Source organism: Pseudomonas sp. P4_D7, assembly GCF_056401755.1.
The window spans coordinates 71005-89160 of record NZ_JBFUIR010000030.1 but is presented as its reverse complement, the minus strand read 5'-3'; the positions used below and the strand labels follow the sequence as shown (position 1 = coordinate 89160).

Here is an 18156-nt window from a genome sequence, read left to right as displayed (position 1 = left end):
TTCTCCTGTCGGGGGCATTCCAGCGGTTGGTCACGATACCGCTATCTGGCGCGTCTGCCTGCCCTACCAACGTCCAGTGACGTGGGCGGATTTGTAATTAGAATTTTCCACCAGCCGCAGATGTCTGAATTTCAAGACTCGTCCCAATAAGGAAAACGGCCATGAAATTCGCAAAGATTTCCCAGAAGCTCGCTTTGTGGGCGGGCAGTCCAAAGACCTTTATGGGAGCATTGATCCTGATCGGAGTGTGGGGGTTGTGCGGGCCGATCTTTGATTACAACGACACCTGGCAACTGATCATCAACACCTCAACCACCATCATCACCTTCCTGATGGTGTTCCTGATTCAGAACACGCAGAACCGCGACACCGACATTCTTCATTTGAAAATCGATGAATTGCTGTTGGTGACCAAAGAAGCGCAGAACGCGATGCTCGGGCTGGAGGCGCTGGATTTGAAGCAGTTGGAGGCGTTGCGCAGACACTACCGCTCGCTGGGCGAGAGTGAGGTATTCAATCTTGAGGGATTGGGCGAGAAGAGTAAGTCGAAGCAGGATTTAAATGAGTGTTGAGGATTGAAAGCAAAAGATCGCAGCCTTCGGCAGCTCCTACAGGGATTGAGTAGGAGCTACCGAAGGCTGCGATCTTTTGCAGTTAGCGACTGGCCTGTAACTGGCGGGCCATCTCCAGATGGCTTTGCAGTTTAGGCAGTGTCTCATCGGCGAAGGCTTTGATCTCCGGCACGTCGGTGGTCTGCGCTTCCTGCTGAATCTGCTCGATGGCCTCCTCGGTGGCTTTGACCTGACTGGCGGCATAGGCCTGATCGAAGGAGGCGCCGTCGGTCACTGGCGGCATCAGTTCTTTGGCCTTGTCGGCCAGTTCTTCACGAGGCGCGACCGGCAGATCAAGCTTCTTGGCGATTTTCGCCAGATGCTGGTTGGCCGTTGTGCGGTCGTTGATGACGACGATGGTGTAGTCCTTGACCTCTTTCGATTCGGCCTTGCTGTGGGCCAGACGACTGGCCTCGATGTCGGCCATGCCTTTGGCCGAGGCATCGTTGATGAAATCGGCGGGCGACTGGGCAAAAGCACTGCTGGCAAACAGACCCAACAGCGATGCAAAACTCATAATGCGTACACGGGTGGCCATCCGGCTCATGGTCGCGCCCTCCTTCCTAGCGAAATTCAAGCGGGAGCTTACGCCCCCGCCTCTCAATCAAAACTACCTTCACCGACTACTTCGATTTCTGAGCGGGCTTGCGGCCCATGTCTGGTTTTGGCTCTTTGTCGACAGTCGTTGTGGTGGTTTTCCCACCTTTGCGACCTGCTTCAGAGGCCTTCGTTCGATCGTTGGCGAAGTTTCCCGAGTTCGAGTTTCTTGAATTAGGCATGATTCTCTACCTCTTGGTAATGATCGTGGCGAGCAGGTGCCCGCCTAGATTGAGAATTTTCTGACCGGCAAAGGTTTAGAAAAATTGCAGTCGCTGCGACGAACGGCGCCGCTTTTTCAGCCATTGAGCGCGTGATGATTCAAGCGTTTGGCGGCGTACATCGCCTGATCGGCATGGCGGAACAACTGCTGTTCCTCCCTGCCGTGCTCTGGATAGCGGGCGACCCCGATGCTGGGTTCGATGTGCAGGTTGTGGCCATCGAGGCGCATTGGTTGTACCAGTACCTGTCGGATTTTTTCCGCCACGCCGTCAGCATCTTCCGAAACCTGCACGCTGTGCAGCAGCACGACAAATTCATCGCCGCCAATTCTGGCCACGGTGTCGGTTTCCCGCACGCAGCCTTTTAGGCGGTTGGCCACGGTTTGCAGGAGCATGTCGCCGACCGCGTGACCGAAGGTGTCGTTGACCTGTTTGAAGCGATCCAGGTCGACATATAACAAGGCCATATGCCCGGATTGCTCGCGAGCGCCGGCCAACGCGGCTTTCAGGCGATCACGCAGCAATTCACGGTTGGGCAGTTGCGTCAGTTGATCGTATTGGGCCATGCGTCGCAGGCGAGCGTGCAGTTGCTGGCGCTCGATGGCGGTGGCGACTTGGGCGCAGACGTATTGCAACAGTTCCTTGTCTTGCTCGGTGTAGCGCTCGCCGCCGGGCAGGCTTTTGACGATCAAGGCGCCGATGGTGCCGTTTTTCGAACTCAACGGCACGCCGAGCCAGCACGGCGCGTGCTGCCCGGCCACCAGTTCGGCGAAATCGGCTGGGGAATCCGGGCTGTCCGGGGTCAGAAGAATCGGCTGGCCGCTACGGATAACTTCCGTGCACAGCCGCCCGGTGACGGTGCCCGGTTGCTCGGGCTGCAATTCGTCATCGTCGACGTGATAGGGGAAATTCAGTTGTGCGCAGTGCTCGTCGTACAGCGCCACGGAAAAATTCATCGCCGGCAGCCATTCGCCGATGATCAGATGAATACGCTTGAACAGCGCCAGCAGATCCTCAGCCGCATGGGCCGCTTCGGATATCGCATAGAGCGCAGCTTGGCGCGATTCGGCCTGCTTGCGCTCGGTGATATCGCGCGCCACGGCGATGCGCAGTTGATCGACTTCCGACCAGCGCGCTGACCAGAGGATATGCACGACGCTGCCATCCTTGCGCAAGTAACGGTTTTCGAAGTTGAGCTTGGGTTCGCCGCCCATGATCTCGCTGGCAGCCGCGAGAGTGCGCTGACGATCCGCCGGGTGCACCAGCTCAATCATTTGCCGGCCGATCAACTCTTCAGGCGAATAGCCGAAAACACGCTCGCAGGCGGCACTGACGAAAACAAAGCGCCCCTGCTTGTCGACCGCGCAAACGGCGTCCAGCAACAGATCGATAAAACTCGCCAGCGGCGCGGAATTTCGGCTTTCCATGGTTCAGCGTGGGTGTCCGGGTAATGCAGCACTGATCAACCTTCCCTGACCTCGTGATTGCGCCTCCCTGCACTCACTTTCAAGCCTTGTTCGGCATCAGCCCCGGCAGCGCATGCATCAGCGCGTTGATGGCGAAACCGATAAACATCACGCCGCACAGCCGGGTGATCAACAGTTCGTGGCGCTGATACAGCGTGCGTACCCGCTGCGCGCCGACCACGCCGATGAGAATAGCGTAGGCCAGCAAGCCACCGAGGAAACTCAGCGCAATCAGCGCCGGCAGCATCGACCAGTTGAGCAGTTCGGCACGGCTCGACAGCAGCGCGGTGAACGTTGCGACCGCCACCGGATAGGCCTTGGGATTGGTCAAACCAAACAGAATGCCGTGCCAGAACGGATTGCGCGCCGCGCCCTGCGGCTCGTCACCGCTGCGACGCTGGGCGCGCACCGCGCGCCAGCCGAGCCAGAACAGGTACACACCGCTGAGCACACCGAGCACATCAAACGCGGTGCTGCCGATCTCGCGGGCGCCGACAATCGCGATCAGCGCGGTGCTGCACCAGACCACATCGCCGAGCAGATGCCCGCAAAGAAACCCCGCCCCGGCCCGCCGCCCGTGGGCTGCACCGATGCCGAACACCGCTAGCACACCCGGCCCTGGCGTAATGCCGTAAATGAAACCCGAGGCCAGCACGGCCATTAGCAACGATGAAGTCATGGAAAACCTGCAGCGCCAGAACACGTGGCCGCCAGTCTATAACAGACAAATGTGTCTGATCATGACTCGTCGTAAAAACGCATGCCGGCGTACGGTTTTTGCCGACACGCCGACAGCCGTGAAGCGAGATCGCCGACATGGGCTTCGAGCTTGTGGCCATCGGGATCGAGGAAATAGAACGATGCACCTTCGCTGCGGTTATCTCGCCATTCACGCACGTTCGCCGCTTTTAGCTTTGCTACGAACGTTGAGAAATCGGCTGCATTGAGGCTGAAAGCGTAATGGGTGTAATCGGCGCACGGTTGACTCGAACGCAGCGGATCAAGCGACAGGCACAACCACAGTCCCGGCAGCGACAGGTAGGCACCGGCATCCCACGTGGCTTCGACGCGCAACTGCAGCAGATCACGGTAGAAGGCGAGGCTGCGATTCAAATCGCTGACCGCGAGGGTCAGGTGGTTGAGGCCGGTGAGCATCGGGTCAGTAGCCTCTGAGGTCTTCGGGGACGATGTATTGCTGGCCGTCGTAGGTCAGGGTGATCTGTTTTTGCTTCAAGCGGGTGGTCTTGGAAAGGCACTCTTTACCCGACTGCGTGTTTTTCATTTTGCTGCCGTTGGTGGTGACGATCAAATCGGCCAGACCATGATGGCTGGAAGAGCCGATCTCGACGGTTCGGCGAATGGTCTTTGTGTAGCCTTCGCAATCATTCATGAACTCACCGTTGCTCTTGGCAACCACCAAGCCCTCCAGCACCGGACGCAACTCATTGCCTTCGCGAACATACAGCGCCAGATCGGTTTTCTCGTAGGGAATGGCGTGGGAACTGTGCGCGAACTTTGAACGCAGACCGAAAGCCCGAACCTCCGGCGCCAGTCGATAACGGGCGGTGTCGATGCGCAGATCCTCAAAGCGCACGGCATCGGAGTTGTATGCCCCCGGTTTACGGTAAGTGGCGACGGTGTTGTAAGTGCTCGCATTGACGATCGAAAGATCCAGATCGAACACCCCGGCATCATCGTCGCCGGCGTCGGCAAGGTAGGTGGATTTGACTGCGATCGCCTGATTCTGCACGGCGGGCCAGACTTTGCAGCGCGACAGGGATTTGCCGTCGAAGTCTTTGGTCTGGCACGCGGCCTGGGCTTGAGGAGCGAGGACCAGAATACTGAGGGCGATAAGGAGTCGGATGGGCGTGAGCATTGTTCTTCCTTGATAAGAGTCGTGTTAAGCAGGCCGGTTAAAGGCCTTTGAAGCCTTGCGGCAAGACGTAAGACTTTCCGTCATAACGCAATGTTGTGAGAACGGGTGGGTAATGGGTGATTTTATCTTCACAAGCCTCTGCGTCGCCCACGCTGCTTGTGCCGGTTTGCTGAGTCTTGACGATCAGATCCGCGTAACCATGGGAGCTTGTTTTGGCGACTTCCACCGTTCTGATAGTTTCGCTGCGTTCACCTTCGCAAACATCATTCCATTCGCCGCTGTATTGCGAGACTAGCAACCGGCTCAGGACTGGACGCAACGTTGCGCCCTCTCTCACGTAAAGCGAGAGTTGAACCTCTTCCAAAGGATTAAGACGGGATCCATTGGTGACACGGGCACGCATACCGAAGGCACGGAAATCGGCAGCAAGTTTGTAGCGTGCAGTATCGAGTGCCAGTTCCACCAAGGCTACGCCGTCAGTTTCGAAAGCAGCGGCTTGATGATAAGTGGCGAGAGGAACTGATCGTCCATCCTGTAATACAGACAAATCAACATCGTAAAAGCCGTGCGAGTTTCCCTCGACATAATCGGAAGCTCGCTCGAACCTGGCGGTGGCGCTGAGGGTCTGCCCTGGATAGGCCGGCCAATCCTTACAAACCGAAAAATCCAGATCCCCCGACACTACCGCCGGCGTGCAATCGGCCAATGCCTGCCCCGCCAGCAACCACCCGCACAATGCCGCACATCCGATCCAGCCAGACTTCATTGTCACTTCCCGCTCCTTGATTACTTTTTCAGCCGCGCACTATCCCCTGCTGTATCGGCCCTTTCAACCGAATCATCAGTAGACCAAAGCGCATTTCCCGCTTGGTAGCGAGAAGTTGTTGACGGCGTTGCGGGTGTTGGGGCGATGTTGGCGATTGCCAGGGTGGTGTTGATTCGTGTGTTTGAGAAAAATGGGGTGGCTGTTAACTGATGGAACCAATCCGTGATTTTTCAGTGTCTGGAAGTCAGTCTTCGCGAGCAGGCCCGCTCCCACAGGTGCCGAATTCCAACTGGAGAAATGCGATCACATGTGGGAGCGAGCCTGCTCGCGAAGGCGTCATTGCAGACACCGCAGATCTCAGAACTTATCGAGCGTGCGCAATTTCTGCGGCAAGGCCCACAGTAACAGTGCCGCAGCGACCAGCGCCGCCACGCCAATGACATACAGCGCCGGCGTGGTGCTGCCGGTCAAATCCTTGATCCGTCCGACCATCACCGGGCTGACGATCCCGCCAAACTGCCCAAGTGTGTTGATCACCGCAATCCCGCCCGCTGCACCAGCGCCAGCACCGGCCAACAACTTCGGTGGCAGCGTCCAGAAGCTCGGAATCGAGGCGATGATCCCGGCGCCAAGCAAGCCAAGAGCAACGATCAAAAACGTGGTGTGACTGGCGAAAATTCCCGCACTGAAAAATCCGATCGCGCCGACGATGACCAGCCCGGCGACAAACTTGCGCCGCTCACCGGTGGCATCCGACAAACGCCCGATCACCACCATGCTGATCGCCCCGCAAATGTACGGAATGGCCGTCAGCAGACCGATCATCACCGGGCTCTCGGTACCGGCGCTGCGGATCAACTGTGGCGCCCAGAAGTTCAAGCCGTAGGACGCGACCTGGATCAGAAAATAGATCAGCCCCAAGGTCAAAAATCCGGGAATCTTCAACGCCGCGAGCAACGAGCCGCCGTTCTTGTGCGGTTCATGCTGGGCGATGCGGCTGGACAGCAGTTTCTTCTCGTCAGCGCTTAGCCAGTGCGCGTCCTCGATGCGATCCTTGAGCAGCATCAGCACCAGAAAACCGAGGCCGATACACGGCACGCCGCCGAGCAGGAACAACCAGTGCCAGCCGCGCATTTGCAGAACACCGTCGAGGTGTTCCAGCACCAGCCCGGAGAACGGCGCACCAACCAGACCGGCAAACGCCGAAGCCAGAAACAGCATCGAGGTGATGCGCCCACGGAAGTGCTGCGGGAACCACAGCGTCAGGTAATACAGCACGCCCGGGGCAAACCCGGCTTCCATCGCGCCGATCACAAAGCGCAGCGCGTAGAACTGCCATTCGCTGTTGACGAACACCATCGCTGCCGTCGCCACGCCCCAGGACATCATGATTCGGGCAATCCAGCGCCGTGCGCCAACTTTGTACAGCATCATGTTGCTCGGCACTTCGAACAGCACGTAACCGACCACGAACAGCCCGGCACCGAGGCCGTAAGCGGTGTCGCTCAGGCTCAGGTCGGTCTGCAACTGGAACTTGGCGAAGCTGATGTTGATGCGGTCGAAGAAAGCGAACAGATAGCAGACCATGATCAGCGGCATCAGGCGCCAGGCGACTTTGCTGACCAGGGCTTTTTCGGCGTCGTGATCGACGGACGGACTCGCGCCCGCCTCCATTACATTGAGGCTCATGGCTTTTCTCCAGACGGACTGCCAGTGGGCGTCCGATTGTTTTTGTTGTCTGGTATGCGTTTTTAACTGTAGGAGTGAGCCTGCTCGCGATAGCGGTGTGTCAGGCAACATTTGCGGTGATTGATACACCGCTATCGCGAGCAGGCTCACTCCTACAAAGGGATTGGTGTTGTCAGGTGGGGATCGGGTGCAGGTCGCCGTTGCGCCCGGCCTTGGCCAGTTGACCGGGGACTTCGTGGCCCAACAGTTCCGGCAAGCCACGCGAGAGTTTCAGCAACAGCGGCAAGTCGATGCCGGTGTGAATGCCGATTTCATCGCACAGGTTCACCAGGTCTTCAGTGCAGATATTGCCCGACGCACCTGGCGCAAACGGGCAGCCACCAAGGCCACCGAGTGCGGCATCGAAACGCCGCGCGCCCACCTCGTAAGCCGCCAGCACATTGCACAGCCCCAGACCCCGGGTGTTGTGAAAATGCAGGGTCAGATCGGCCGGCGAGACCCGCTGCAACACCCGCCGCACCAAGCGATCTACCTGACGCGGATTGGCCATGCCAGTGGTGTCGGCGAGGGTGATGCCGGCAATGCCGAGTTCCTGATACGCGTCGACGATCTGCAGCACGCGGTCCTCGTCGATCTGACCTTCGAACGGACAACCGAACGTGGTGGCGATGCTACCGTTGAGGCGCACACCGGAACCGCTGGCGAACGAAACGATGTCACCGAACGCCGCCAACGAGTCGTCACAGCGCATGCGCATATTGGCCATGTTGTGCGTCTGGCTGGCGGACATCACCAGATTCAGTTCATCGGCGCCCGCCTCCAGTGCACGCTGCGCACCTTTGAGGTTGGGAATCAGCGCGACGTAAATCACCCCAGGCTGGCGTTGAATGCCGCTGAAGACTTGCTCGCCATCACGCAGCGCCGGAATGGCTTTCGGCGACACGAACGAACCGGCCTCGATACGGCTGAAACCGGCCAGTGACAGCTCATCGATCAGGGCGATCTTGTCAGCGGTTTCCACCCAGGTCGGCTCGATCTGCAAACCGTCGCGCGGCGAGACTTCCTGGACGATCAGGGTTTGCGAATAGTCCGTGATCATTGCACCACCCCTTGGCTTTTCAGGCGTTCGATATCGAGTTCAGTCAGGCCGAGGCCGGCAAGAATACCGTCGGTGTGCTGGCCGAGTTTTGGCCCCGACCAGTTCACGCCGCCGGGGGTTTCCGAGAGTTTAGGGACGATGCCGGGCATCTTCACTGTTGCACCGCCGGGCAACTCGGCACTGAGCAGCATGTCGCGTGCCTGATAGTGCGGATCGGCAACGATGTCGGCCACCGAATAAATGCGCCCGGCCGGCACTTCAGCCGCTTCCAGCGCCGCGAGCACGTCGTCGATCGGCAGGCTGCTGGTCCAGTGGGTGATGGCGGCGTCGAGCAAACCGCTCTTGGCGGCGCGACCGTCGTTGTGGGCGAATTCCTCTGCGTCAGCCAGGTCTTCGCGGCCAATGGTGTGCATCAGACGCTTGTAGATCGGGTCGCTGTTGCCGGCAATCACCACATAGGCCCCGTCAGCCGTCAGGTAAGTATTGGACGGTGCGATACCCGGCAACGCGCCGCCGCTGCGTTCGCGGACATGGCCCTGCATGTCGTATTCCGGCACCAGACTTTCCATGACGTTGAACACGCTTTCGGCCAGCGACACGTCGACGATCTGTCCGCCGCCCTGCCCGGTCTTGACCCGCAACAGTGACATCAGCGCGCCAATCACCGCGTGCAATGAGGCCAGCGAATCACCGAGGCTGACGCCGACCCGCGCCGGTGGCGAACCGGGGGTGCCGGTGGTGTAACGAATGCCGCCCATCGCTTCACCGATCGCGCCGAAGCCGGGACGATCACGGTACGGGCCGGTCTGGCCATAGCCGGAAATGCGCACGAGGGTGAGATTGGGGTTCAGCGCGTGAAGCACGTCCCAACCGAGGCCAAGTTTCTCCAGCGCACCGGGGCGCAGGTTTTCGATGATCACGTCAGCGTCGCTGGCCAGTTGCTTGACCAGTTCGATGCCTTCGGCGGATTTCAGATTGAGTGCCAGCGATTTCTTGTTGCGTGATTGCAGGTACCACCACAGCGACGTGCCTTCGTGCAGCTTGCGCCATTTGCGCAGCGGGTCGCCCTGACCCATGGCTTCGATCTTGATCACTTCGGCGCCGAACTCGGCGAGCATGCGCGCGGCAAACGGCGCGGCGATCAGGGTGCCGATCTCGATCACTTTGATCGCACTCAAGGGGGCAGTCATCGCGGGGTACCTCTTGTTCTTGGAATATGCGCCAAGGCTAGAGGAACGATGATCGGGCAATCCAGCCGTGTCTCGGCAATGGGCGTTCGCGAAATGCGAACGCTCGGGGGGTTTGTGGTGGATTCAAGGCCGCCTTCGCGAGCAAGCTCGCTCCCACAATGGATATGTGTTGAACACAGAATCTGTAGCCGCCACCAATCCCTGTGGGAGCGAGCTTGCTCGCGAAGAGGCCGGAACATTCACTGGAGATCTATGCGCCCTGCCCCCGCAAATGCTCGAACAACAACCGACTCACCGGCGACAACCGCGCCTCATCCCGCACCACCACAATCAACGCGCGATCCGACCAGTCATCCGTCAACGGCACCGCGTGCAACCCCAGCGCCTGACCAAACAGTTCATAAGCACGCTGCGGCAAGATGCCGATACCCATGTTGGCCTGAACCATCCGGCACACCGCATCGAACCCCGGCACATGAATGCGAATGCGCAGGACTTTGCCGGCCTGTCGCGCCGCCGCGTGAGTACGCATGTTTATTGAACTGGCGGCATGCAATCCGACGTAGTCGCTGTCGAGCGTTTCAGCGAACGCCACCGACTCGCGCGTGGCCAACGGATGCTCCGGCAGCATCACCACCAGCAGTTTGTCCTGACGGTACAACACGCTGTGCAAGCCTTTGGTGTCGCTGTCGTTGGAACAGATACCGAGATCTGCCACGCCATCGAGCACGCCTTGAATCACTCCGGCGCTGGGCCGCTCTTCAAGGTCGGTCTTGACCTGCGGATGCCGCGCGGAAAAATCGCGCAAGTCTTCGGGAAGAAACTGAATGATCGCCGACAGATTCGCCAGCATGCGCACATAACCCCGCACACCGTGGCTGTGTTCGCCGAGTTCCAGGCCCATTTTCTCGACGTTGAACAGCATCTGCCGGGCATGATGCAGCAACGTTTCCCCGGCCGGGGTCAGCGTCATGCCCTTGGCCTGACGCACGTACAGGCTGATCCCCAGCGCCTCCTCCAGCTCCATCAGGCGCTTGCTCGCCGCCGACACCGCGATGGCTTCGCGCGAGGCCGCGCGGGTCAGCGTGCCCTCTTCGTGCACGGCGACAAACAGTTGCAGGGTGATCAGGTCGAGGCGGCGGATCAGGCTTTTTTGCAGCATGGAGGGCTCGCTGACTGGGGTTCGTCCGAGTCGGCAGGATAGCCCGGAATTCAATCACACCGAAAATGTGATGAACCTGCCCCGTCAGCTCGCCGCTGTCAGCAATCGCACCAGGTGAGCGGCTTCATTTCGCTGCCCCAGCACCAGCACCGACGAACCCTGCAGACAGGCATCCTGCGCAATCCATTCGATACCGGCGGCGCCTTCGACATCAAATGCAGGATCCACGGCGCCATCGACCAAAAAGCCTCCGGTGAGTAAGCGTCGTTCGCCGTCCGAGGTCTGCCCGACCGTGACGATTGGCGAGCCGGGGGAGTCATTCAGCGCGAATCCTGCGCTCCAGCTTTTCAGATCCAGTGGCTGCGCGGCAACGGTAAGGACTGGCGTCCCGCGATTGAACGCTGAATCAGGCCTACCGTCGCGAGTGATCCCGCTGATGAAGCCATGCTGACGCTTTTCCCCGGCAGACGACTCGACGGCTGATCCGATCAACAACAGGCGCTGTGCCGATTGCCCAACGATGCGATTCACCGAGCTTTCGAGCGGTGCGCCGGCATTGTGCAGATTCAGCAGCAGCGTGCCTTTCTCGCCGAACGACTCAGCATCCTGCCCGGAACGCTCGTAAGCCATGACCAAACCCTGGTTGGTCACTTCAGTCTTGCCATGGACCAGAATCTGCCCATCGTCCAACTGCGTAACCCCGTGCAACGTGATCGCCACACCGGAAAGCGTCAGGTGAATCCAGCCTTTGCCTGCAAACTCCGGGTCATCCTTGCCATCCAGAAAAAAACGCGTCAATAACCCGCTGCCCCCTTGAGAGGTGACGAAAAGCAATCTGTCCGGCAGCGCTTTCGCTGGAGTGGAGTGCGCCAATATCAAGCGGCCGCCCGTGGCATTGTTCAGCACGGGAATACGCATCGGCACGACTCGGTAGCCTGTCTGTCCATCACCAAATTCGGGATCGAGCGTACCGTCCGGTTTGAATCGAGCGATGATTTGCTCAAGCTTGCCTGCTGCATCTGCAAGCACTGCGCACAACCAGAATACGCCGCTCTCACCGACGAGCAGATTCCCGCCTTGTGACAATCGCCCCCTGACAAACTGACCGCGAAGGTACCCGCCCTCGCCGAAGCTGGTATCGAGATGACCATCCGCGAGCAATCGCGTCAGGCCGTAATGCGAGGCTCCCGATGCATCGATGACGGTCGTACTGACCATGATGTGTCCCGAAGGCAGCACTGCGACACTTTTCCCGATGGTTTTGCGCGCGACTGGAAACCGCAGTGTTTGCAGGCCCGAATGGGCAAAGGTCTGATCCAGCTCACCGGCTGATCGTGCTTTACGTGCTTTGGCTTTCGGCATGTTCGTGTGCTCCTCAAGGCGATCGGAGTCGACCCCGCTGTCAGAGCATTCGATCCGAAGCAGCCACACCAGACAACTGACAGAAATGACAGTTTTTTAGAAGAAAACGAAATTACTGATCAAGTAAAAAAGGCTAAAAAACTGGTAGTTCTTACAGGTTCAAAACGCAACCGGTCATGCCAGCCTCTCGATTCAAGTTCAGCCTGAAACGAGAAGAACAATGAGCACTCCCGACAAGCCCAATACGCAACCTGTCCCGCCCCCAACCATCACGTACCCCGAAGAGGGCCAGAAAACGGGAGTTGCAACACTGTTTCTCGGCAGCGGTATACCGGGTGCGCTGGTGCAGGTCTGGAACATTGAAAATACGCATTCACTCGGTGCAGGACAGGTCAGTGCAAATGGACGATGGGCGTTCAGCATCAGCGGTGCCCAGTCGACGGGTCAGCACGGGGTTCGCGCCCACCAGACATGGGAAGGCATCAAGTCAGACTGGAGTGACGAACGCAGGTATACCGTGCTACTGCAGCCAGCAATCGACGTCCCGGTAATTGTCGAACCAAAAGAGGGAGCACAGGTAAGCGCTGTTCCGGTCTTTTCCGGAAATGTCACAAAAGCTGAAGGCTTCGTTAGCATTATCGATCTGGACACCGGCGAGATGATTGCCAAAGCCGACGTCGACTCCCTCAAGCAATGGAGTAAACAGATTACAAAACCCTTACCTCCCGGACCGCACCGGATATCTGCCATTCACAACATCAACGGGAATTTGTCCGACTGGGTCCGTGTTCGTAAGTTTACGGTGATCGCTAAAGGCAAGGGCAAGGGCAAAACCTGACCTTCAAGAATTAACCCTGCCGCGCCCATCAAAACGCGTTGCGAAAAATCTCCTCGATCTGGCGCTGATCCGCCGCCCGAGGATTGGTCAAACCGCAGGCGTCTTTCAGGGCATTGGTGGCGAGCACCGGAATGTCACTGAGCTTGGCGCCGAGTTCACGCAAGCCTCCGGGAATCTCGACATCTTTGGCCAGGCAGCGGATCGCGTTGATCGCCGCCTGCGCGCCCTCTTCGGCACTGAAACCGCGAATATCCGCACCCATGGCGTGGGCCACATCGGTCAGCCGCTCGGCACACACCAGCGCATTGAAGGTCTGCACGTGGGGCAGCAGCACGGCGTTACACACGCCATGGGGCAAGTCGTAGAAACCGCCCAACTGATGCGCCATCGCATGCACGTAACCGAGCGAGGCATTGTTGAAGGCCATGCCGGCGAGGAACTGCGCGTAAGCCATGTTTTCCCGCGCGGCGAGATCACCGCCGTCGCGCACGGCCAGGCGCAGGTTGTTGCTGATCAGGGTCATGGCCTTCAGCGCACAGGCGTCGGTGATCGGGTTGGCGGCGGTCGAGACATAAGCCTCGATGGCGTGGGTCAGCGCATCCATGCCAGTGGCGGCGGTCAGGCCTTTGGGCATGGCGAGCATCAACGCCGGGTCGTTGACCGACAGCAGCGGCGTGACATTACGGTCGACGATGGCCATTTTCACGTGGCGCGATTCGTCGGTGATGATGCAGAAGCGGGTCATTTCGCTGGCGGTGCCGGCGGTGGTATTGATCGCGATCAGCGGCAGTTGCGGCTTGCTCGATTGGTCGACGCCTTCGTAATCGCGGATCTGCCCGCCATTGGTCGCGCACAGGGCAATGCCTTTGGCGCAGTCGTGCGGCGAACCGCCGCCCAGCGACACGACGAAATCGCAGCGACTTTCCTTGAGCAACCCCAGACCCGACTCGACATTGGCGATGCTCGGGTTCGGTTTGGCGCCGTCGAAAATCACCGAGTCGATGTCCTGCATCGCCAGCTTCTCGGCGATCATGGTCGCCACGCCGGCCTTGGCCAAACCTGTGTCAGTGACGATCAGCGCCTTGCGAAAACCGTAGTTGCGGATCGCGACCATGGCCTCGTCGAGGCAGCCGCTGCCCATGATGTTGACCGCCGGAATGAAAAAGGTGCTGCTCATCGTGCATCTCCTGACTGAGGCCGAATCGACTGCGCCGATCCGGCGGATGCACACAGGATCGACCGATCGGTCACGACCGATGTTGATCTGGCTCAATGCCCGCTCGTGATAAAGTCGCCGCCCATCAGCCCTTTGTTTTGAGACGCCTGTGCAATGACCGATTTTCTGGATGTCGACGCCACTCTCGAAGACTGGAACGCCTTGCGCGCCACCAGCGACTTCAACGGCCTGCTGGTGGGCAATGGCGCCAGTCGTGCGGTGTGGGATGACTTCGGCTATGACTCGCTGTTCGAAAACGCCCGAACCGTCGAGGAGAAACCACTCAGCCCGTCGGAACTGGCGGTGTTCGACGCCATGCAAACGCGCAGTTTCGAGCAGGTACTCGGCGCACTGAAAACCACCAGCCGGGTCAATAAGGCGTTGGCCGTCAGCTCGGCGGCACCGCGCAATCGCTACTACGCGATCAAGGAAGCGCTGATCAACACCGTGCACGCCGTACACATTCCGTGGCGACTGGTGAAGCCTTCGACGCTGGCGACGGTGAACGAAGAACTGGCGCGCTATCGCACCGTGTTCACCACCAATTACGACCTGCTCAACTACTGGGCACTGCAACACAACAGCGCGGCCATTGACGATCTGTTCAACGGCGCCAGCGCGAGTTTTGATCTGAGCGAAACTGCCACCGACAAACCGCGCTTGTTGTACCTGCACGGTGGTCTGCATCTGGTGCGCAATCAGGACGGCACCGCGCGCAAGCTGACCTCAACCGAGGGCACGTTGCTCGGCAACTTCGCCATCAACAACACGCTCAAGACGCTGGATGACGTGCCGCTGTTCGTCACCGAAGGGCCGAGTGCGGACAAACTCAAGACCATTCGCAGCTCGGATTATCTGTCGTTCTGTTATCAGCAGTTGTTGGGGCATGGCGACGGCTTGTGCATTTTTGGTCATGCGTTAGGCGAGCAGGATGCGCACATCGTGCGGGCGTTGCGCCTGGCGAAACCGAAGGTGGTGGCGATCTCGATTTATCCGCGCAGTGCGGCGTTTGTTCAGCATCAGAAGCGGCATTACGCGCAGGTGTTTGAGGGCACGGGTGTGGAGTTGCGGTTTTTTGATGCCAAGAGCCATGCGCTCGGCAATCCGAAGTTGTCGGTGCCGGTCGAGGTTTGATGTAGACCGCGCCGACGCCTTCGCGAGCAAGCTCGCTCCCACATTGGAACGCGGACTACTGTGGGAGCGAGCTTGCTCGCGAAGCTTTTAGCTGACACCTCATTCTTCAGTGCTGTGCACCACCACCAGCAACTGCGCCTGCACCTCCCCCACCGAGCGGATCCGGTGCGGTTTGTGTGCATTGAAGTGCAGCGCATCACCGCGTTCCAGCAGCACCTTTTCGTTCATGAAATCCACTTCGACCTGCCCTTCGTGGACGAACAGAAACTCTTCGCCCAAATGCTCCTTGAACGTTTTGTCAGTGAACTCGCTCGGCGGGTAGATGATGAACGGCAGCAGACTGCGCTCGCTGACCTGATGGGCCAACACGGCGTACCCGGGACTCTGGTCATTCGCCGCCAGTGACTGGCGCTCATGGCTGCGCACCAGGCTGTAGCTGTCGAGGCTGACGCTGTCTTCGGAGAACAACTCCTCGACTTTGACGTTCAGCGCTTTCGCCAGTTTCAACGCGGCAGCAATTGACGGCGTGTTGAGCCCACGTTCGACTTTGGACAGATAACTCTTGGTCATGCCGGATTTTTCGGCCAATGCCTCAAGGGTTACGCCAAGTTTTTTTCTCAATAATTTCAAACGGATAGACATGCGCAGCAGTTATTCCATGGAGGAAGCGACGATTTGTGCTTGCTAATGACACTTTGTGTCATATAGCATCTTTCGTGTCATTTGCAATCACCCAAAGGACACAGACATGGCCAAGACATTAGCACTACCCAAAGACCAACTGGTCAAGCAAGCGCTGACCCAGATGCAAAAAAGCCTGGCGGATAATACGTGGACGGACCGGCAAAAGCTGGCCCTGACCTGCCGGATCCTCTTCGAGAACGGTCACGACTCCGGTCTGGCCGGACAAATTACCACCCGTGGGCCTCAGCCCGGCACCTATTACACGCAGCAACTGGGGCTGGGTTTCGACGAAATCACCGCGAGTAATCTGCTGCTGGTCAACGAGGATCTGGAAGTCCTCGAAGGCCACGGCATGGCCAACCCGGCCAACCGTTTCCACAGCTGGGTGTACCGCGCCCGGCCGGACGTGAACTGCATCATCCACACCCACCCGACCCACGTTGCCGCGTTGTCGATGCTCGAAGTGCCGCTGCAGATTTCCCACATGGACCTGTGCCCGCTGTACGACGACTGCGCGTTTCTCGAAGGCTGGCCGGGTGTGCCGGTGGGCAACGAAGAAGGTGAGCTGATTGCCGGCGCGCTGGGCGACAAACGCGCGATTGTGCTTTCGCACCACGGTCAACTGTCGACCGGCACAACGATTGAAGAGGCCTGTGTCATCGCCCAACTGATCGAGCGCGCGGCAAAACTGCAACTGCTGGCGATGGCGGCCGGTACGATCAAGCCGATCATTCCCGAACTGGGTCGCGAAGCCCATGACTGGATCGCCAAGCCGAAACGCCACGCCGCCGCCTTCAACTATTACGCCCGGCAGAACCTGCGCCAACACGCCGATTGCCTGAACTGAAATCTGTTACGGAGAGATTCCCATGTCCACTATTCACGGCATCATCGGCTACACCATCACCCCGTTCGGCGCCAACGGCGAAGGGCTGGACCTGCCAGCGCTCGGTCAATCGATCGATCGCCTGATCGACAGCGGCGTCCACGCCATCGCGCCGTTGGGCAGCACTGGCGAAGGCGCTTATCTGAGCGATGCGGAGTGGGATCAGGTTGCCGAGTTCAGCATCAAGCACGTCGCCAAACGGGTGCCAACCATCGTCAGCGTCTCTGACCTGACCACCGCCAAAGCCGTGCGCCGCGCACGTTTCGCCGAAGGTCACGGTGCCGATGTGGTAATGGTGCTGCCGGCTTCGTACTGGAAGCTCACCGAGGCGGAAATCTTCGCTCACTACCGCGCTATTGGCGAGCGCATCGGCGTGCCGATCATGCTCTACAACAACCCGGCCACCAGCGGCACTGACATGTCGGTGGAGCTGATTTTGCGCATCGTCAAAGGCGTGGAAAACGTGACCATGGTCAAGGAGAGCACCGGCGATATTCAGCGCATGCACAAACTGCAACTGCTTGGCGAAGGTCAGGTGCCGTTCTACAACGGCTGCAATCCGCTGGCACTGGAAGCGTTTGCGGCCGGGGCGAAAGGCTGGTGCACGGCGGCGCCGAACTTGATCCCGCAGTTGAATCTGGACTTGTACGAGGCCGCCATGGCCGGTGATCTGGATCGCGCGCGGGATTTGTTTTACCGCCAGTTGCCGCTGCTGGATTTCATCCTCAAGGGTGGCTTGCCGGCGACGATCAAGGCAGGGTTGCGGCAGACCGGGCTTGAAGTGGGCGATCCGCGCTTGCCGGTGTTTCCGCTGAGTGAAGCGGGCCAGACTCAGTTGCAAACGATCCTGAAGACCCTGCGCTGATCTCACTGCAATATACAAATACCTGTGGGAGCGAGCTTGCTCGCGAAGGCGTCAGTTCAGTCAACATTGATGTTGAGTAAACGACCGCTTTCGCGAGCAAGCTCGCTCCCACAGGGGATTTTGGTGGATTTGAAAGTGAGGTCAGAGCACCGGCAAGGTCTTGTCCTTAATCACTTTGCTCGGTCCGTTCGCCTTCACACTGGCAATGCCTTTATCGCACGCCGCCTCCGACGAATACGATTCACTGCTGCCGATAATCTGATGATTGGCCGCTTTCAGGTTGAAGTACGGATGGCCGTCCTTCGTCGACTTCTTCTCATAGCGCTCCTCAAACGGGCTGTTGGTTTGCACCGAAGCGATGCCGCCGTCGGCCGCAGCGCGAGTGGTGTACAGCTCGCTGGTCAGAATCGTTTCGGCATTCGCCGCTTTCAGCACGAACCTGAACTGGCCGTTGCTGCTTTTACTGATTTCGTACCATCCGGACATGCGCGTTT

20 protein-coding genes are annotated in these 18156 nt (G+C 59.0%); 5 read left to right on the top strand and 15 right to left on the bottom strand.

Annotated elements, in window-relative coordinates; all coding sequences use genetic code 11:
* Nucleotides 1–161: 161 nt before the first annotated feature.
* On the top strand, nt 162–572 hold the full coding sequence (locus AC1DVF_RS19170) for a low affinity iron permease family protein (protein ID WP_460090097.1): 411 nt from the start codon (nt 162–164) through the stop codon (nt 570–572).
* A gap of 82 nt (nt 573–654) precedes the next feature.
* Here AC1DVF_RS19170 and AC1DVF_RS19165 read toward each other — a convergent pair whose 3' ends face one another.
* From AC1DVF_RS19165 to AC1DVF_RS19110, 12 genes are all read right to left on the bottom strand, one after another.
* A complete protein-coding gene (locus tag AC1DVF_RS19165) occupies nt 655–1158 on the bottom strand; it encodes a DUF4142 domain-containing protein (protein ID WP_116254485.1) in 504 nt (167 codons plus the stop codon).
* Nucleotides 1159–1234: 76 nt separating this feature from the next.
* Nucleotides 1235–1390 (bottom strand): KGG domain-containing protein, encoded by a 156-nt coding sequence (locus AC1DVF_RS19160; RefSeq protein WP_007911485.1) that lies wholly within the window; start codon nt 1388–1390, stop codon nt 1235–1237.
* Between the two features lie 116 nt (nt 1391–1506).
* Entirely contained in the window at nt 1507–2856 is a 1350-nt protein-coding gene (locus AC1DVF_RS19155; RefSeq protein WP_477782978.1) for a sensor domain-containing protein, read from the bottom strand.
* A 79-nt stretch (nt 2857–2935) separates the two neighbouring features.
* Nucleotides 2936–3574, bottom strand: coding sequence for a LysE family translocator (locus AC1DVF_RS19150; protein ID WP_460090094.1), 639 nt, complete (start codon nt 3572–3574; stop codon nt 2936–2938).
* Nucleotides 3575–3633: 59 nt separating this feature from the next.
* Nucleotides 3634–4050, bottom strand: a complete 417-nt coding sequence (fos, locus tag AC1DVF_RS19145; RefSeq protein WP_099758231.1) for a fosfomycin resistance glutathione transferase — start codon at nt 4048–4050, stop codon at nt 3634–3636.
* Nucleotides 4051–4054: 4 nt separating this feature from the next.
* Nucleotides 4055–4771 carry a PA3715 family protein gene (locus tag AC1DVF_RS19140; protein WP_460090092.1) on the bottom strand — a complete coding sequence of 239 codons (717 nt, stop codon included), beginning with the start codon at nt 4769–4771 and terminating at the stop codon, nt 4055–4057.
* A gap of 37 nt (nt 4772–4808) precedes the next feature.
* A complete protein-coding gene (locus AC1DVF_RS19135; protein ID WP_460090091.1) occupies nt 4809–5537 on the bottom strand; it encodes a PA3715 family protein in 729 nt (242 codons plus the stop codon).
* Nucleotides 5538–5894: 357 nt separating this feature from the next.
* Nucleotides 5895–7226, bottom strand: a complete 1332-nt coding sequence (locus AC1DVF_RS19130; protein WP_477782977.1) for an MFS transporter — start codon at nt 7224–7226, stop codon at nt 5895–5897.
* A 172-nt stretch (nt 7227–7398) separates the two neighbouring features.
* Entirely contained in the window at nt 7399–8325 is a 927-nt protein-coding gene (locus AC1DVF_RS19125; RefSeq protein ID WP_477782976.1) for a hydroxymethylglutaryl-CoA lyase, read from the bottom strand.
* Complete coding sequence (locus AC1DVF_RS19120; protein ID WP_186623769.1) at nt 8322–9515, bottom strand: CaiB/BaiF CoA transferase family protein; 1194 nt, start codon at nt 9513–9515, stop codon at nt 8322–8324. Before AC1DVF_RS19120 ends, AC1DVF_RS19125 begins: the two co-directional genes overlap by 4 nt.
* Before the next feature lie 250 nt (nt 9516–9765).
* Nucleotides 9766–10677 carry a LysR family transcriptional regulator gene (locus AC1DVF_RS19115; RefSeq protein WP_460090090.1) on the bottom strand — a complete coding sequence of 304 codons (912 nt, stop codon included), beginning with the start codon at nt 10675–10677 and terminating at the stop codon, nt 9766–9768.
* A gap of 84 nt (nt 10678–10761) precedes the next feature.
* On the bottom strand, nt 10762–12039 hold the full coding sequence (locus tag AC1DVF_RS19110; RefSeq protein WP_477782975.1) for an NHL repeat-containing protein: 1278 nt from the start codon (nt 12037–12039) through the stop codon (nt 10762–10764).
* Between the two features lie 220 nt (nt 12040–12259).
* Between AC1DVF_RS19110 and AC1DVF_RS19105 the strand changes: the two genes are divergently transcribed.
* Nucleotides 12260–12877: an Ig-like domain-containing protein gene (locus tag AC1DVF_RS19105; protein WP_460127355.1), complete on the top strand. Its 618-nt coding sequence runs from the start codon at nt 12260–12262 to the stop codon at nt 12875–12877.
* A gap of 28 nt (nt 12878–12905) precedes the next feature.
* Here AC1DVF_RS19105 and yiaY read toward each other — a convergent pair whose 3' ends face one another.
* On the bottom strand, nt 12906–14054 hold the full coding sequence (gene yiaY, locus AC1DVF_RS19100; RefSeq protein ID WP_460090086.1) for an L-threonine dehydrogenase: 1149 nt from the start codon (nt 14052–14054) through the stop codon (nt 12906–12908).
* A 153-nt stretch (nt 14055–14207) separates the two neighbouring features.
* Between yiaY and AC1DVF_RS19095 the strand changes: the two genes are divergently transcribed.
* On the top strand, nt 14208–15227 hold the full coding sequence (locus AC1DVF_RS19095) for a DUF4917 family protein (RefSeq protein ID WP_477782974.1): 1020 nt from the start codon (nt 14208–14210) through the stop codon (nt 15225–15227).
* Between the two features lie 99 nt (nt 15228–15326).
* On the opposite strand, the gene AC1DVF_RS19090 is transcribed toward AC1DVF_RS19095, so the two are convergent.
* Nucleotides 15327–15869: a helix-turn-helix domain-containing protein gene (locus AC1DVF_RS19090; RefSeq protein ID WP_460127351.1), complete on the bottom strand. Its 543-nt coding sequence runs from the start codon at nt 15867–15869 to the stop codon at nt 15327–15329.
* 106 nt (nt 15870–15975) lie between these two features.
* Here AC1DVF_RS19090 and AC1DVF_RS19085 point away from each other — a divergent pair, with 106 nt between their 5' ends.
* Together AC1DVF_RS19085 and AC1DVF_RS19080 are read left to right on the top strand one after the other, a co-directional pair.
* A complete protein-coding gene (locus AC1DVF_RS19085; protein WP_477782973.1) occupies nt 15976–16758 on the top strand; it encodes an aldolase in 783 nt (260 codons plus the stop codon).
* A gap of 22 nt (nt 16759–16780) precedes the next feature.
* Nucleotides 16781–17662: a dihydrodipicolinate synthase family protein gene (locus AC1DVF_RS19080; protein ID WP_460127347.1), complete on the top strand. Its 882-nt coding sequence runs from the start codon at nt 16781–16783 to the stop codon at nt 17660–17662.
* A 141-nt stretch (nt 17663–17803) separates the two neighbouring features.
* Here AC1DVF_RS19080 and AC1DVF_RS19075 read toward each other — a convergent pair whose 3' ends face one another.
* Nucleotides 17804–18148 (bottom strand): YegP family protein, encoded by a 345-nt coding sequence (locus tag AC1DVF_RS19075; RefSeq protein ID WP_460127345.1) that lies wholly within the window; start codon nt 18146–18148, stop codon nt 17804–17806.
* Nucleotides 18149–18156 lie beyond the last annotated feature (8 nt).

Excerpts from the sequence above, each read along its gene's own strand:
- AC1DVF_RS19170 (WP_460090097.1), top strand. The coding sequence starts at position 162 with ATGAAATTCGCAAAGATTTCCCAGAAGCTCGCTTTGTGGGCGGGCAGT.
- AC1DVF_RS19165 (WP_116254485.1), bottom strand. The coding sequence starts at position 1,158 with ATGAGCCGGATGGCCACCCGTGTACGCATTATGAGTTTTGCATCGCTG.
- AC1DVF_RS19160 (WP_007911485.1), bottom strand. The coding sequence starts at position 1,390 with ATGCCTAATTCAAGAAACTCGAACTCGGGAAACTTCGCCAACGATCGA.
- AC1DVF_RS19155 (WP_477782978.1), bottom strand. The coding sequence starts at position 2,856 with ATGGAAAGCCGAAATTCCGCGCCGCTGGCGAGTTTTATCGATCTGTTG.
- AC1DVF_RS19150 (WP_460090094.1), bottom strand. The coding sequence starts at position 3,574 with ATGACTTCATCGTTGCTAATGGCCGTGCTGGCCTCGGGTTTCATTTAC.
- fos (WP_099758231.1), bottom strand. The coding sequence starts at position 4,050 with ATGCTCACCGGCCTCAACCACCTGACCCTCGCGGTCAGCGATTTGAAT.
- AC1DVF_RS19140 (WP_460090092.1), bottom strand. The coding sequence starts at position 4,771 with ATGCTCACGCCCATCCGACTCCTTATCGCCCTCAGTATTCTGGTCCTC.
- AC1DVF_RS19135 (WP_460090091.1), bottom strand. The coding sequence starts at position 5,537 with ATGAAGTCTGGCTGGATCGGATGTGCGGCATTGTGCGGGTGGTTGCTG.
- AC1DVF_RS19130 (WP_477782977.1), bottom strand. The coding sequence starts at position 7,226 with ATGAGCCTCAATGTAATGGAGGCGGGCGCGAGTCCGTCCGTCGATCAC.
- AC1DVF_RS19125 (WP_477782976.1), bottom strand. The coding sequence starts at position 8,325 with ATGATCACGGACTATTCGCAAACCCTGATCGTCCAGGAAGTCTCGCCG.
- AC1DVF_RS19120 (WP_186623769.1), bottom strand. The coding sequence starts at position 9,515 with ATGACTGCCCCCTTGAGTGCGATCAAAGTGATCGAGATCGGCACCCTG.
- AC1DVF_RS19115 (WP_460090090.1), bottom strand. The coding sequence starts at position 10,677 with ATGCTGCAAAAAAGCCTGATCCGCCGCCTCGACCTGATCACCCTGCAA.
- AC1DVF_RS19110 (WP_477782975.1), bottom strand. The coding sequence starts at position 12,039 with ATGCCGAAAGCCAAAGCACGTAAAGCACGATCAGCCGGTGAGCTGGAT.
- AC1DVF_RS19105 (WP_460127355.1), top strand. The coding sequence starts at position 12,260 with ATGAGCACTCCCGACAAGCCCAATACGCAACCTGTCCCGCCCCCAACC.
- yiaY (WP_460090086.1), bottom strand. The coding sequence starts at position 14,054 with ATGAGCAGCACCTTTTTCATTCCGGCGGTCAACATCATGGGCAGCGGC.
- AC1DVF_RS19095 (WP_477782974.1), top strand. The coding sequence starts at position 14,208 with ATGACCGATTTTCTGGATGTCGACGCCACTCTCGAAGACTGGAACGCC.
- AC1DVF_RS19090 (WP_460127351.1), bottom strand. The coding sequence starts at position 15,869 with ATGTCTATCCGTTTGAAATTATTGAGAAAAAAACTTGGCGTAACCCTT.
- AC1DVF_RS19085 (WP_477782973.1), top strand. The coding sequence starts at position 15,976 with ATGGCCAAGACATTAGCACTACCCAAAGACCAACTGGTCAAGCAAGCG.
- AC1DVF_RS19080 (WP_460127347.1), top strand. The coding sequence starts at position 16,781 with ATGTCCACTATTCACGGCATCATCGGCTACACCATCACCCCGTTCGGC.
- AC1DVF_RS19075 (WP_460127345.1), bottom strand. The coding sequence starts at position 18,148 with ATGTCCGGATGGTACGAAATCAGTAAAAGCAGCAACGGCCAGTTCAGG.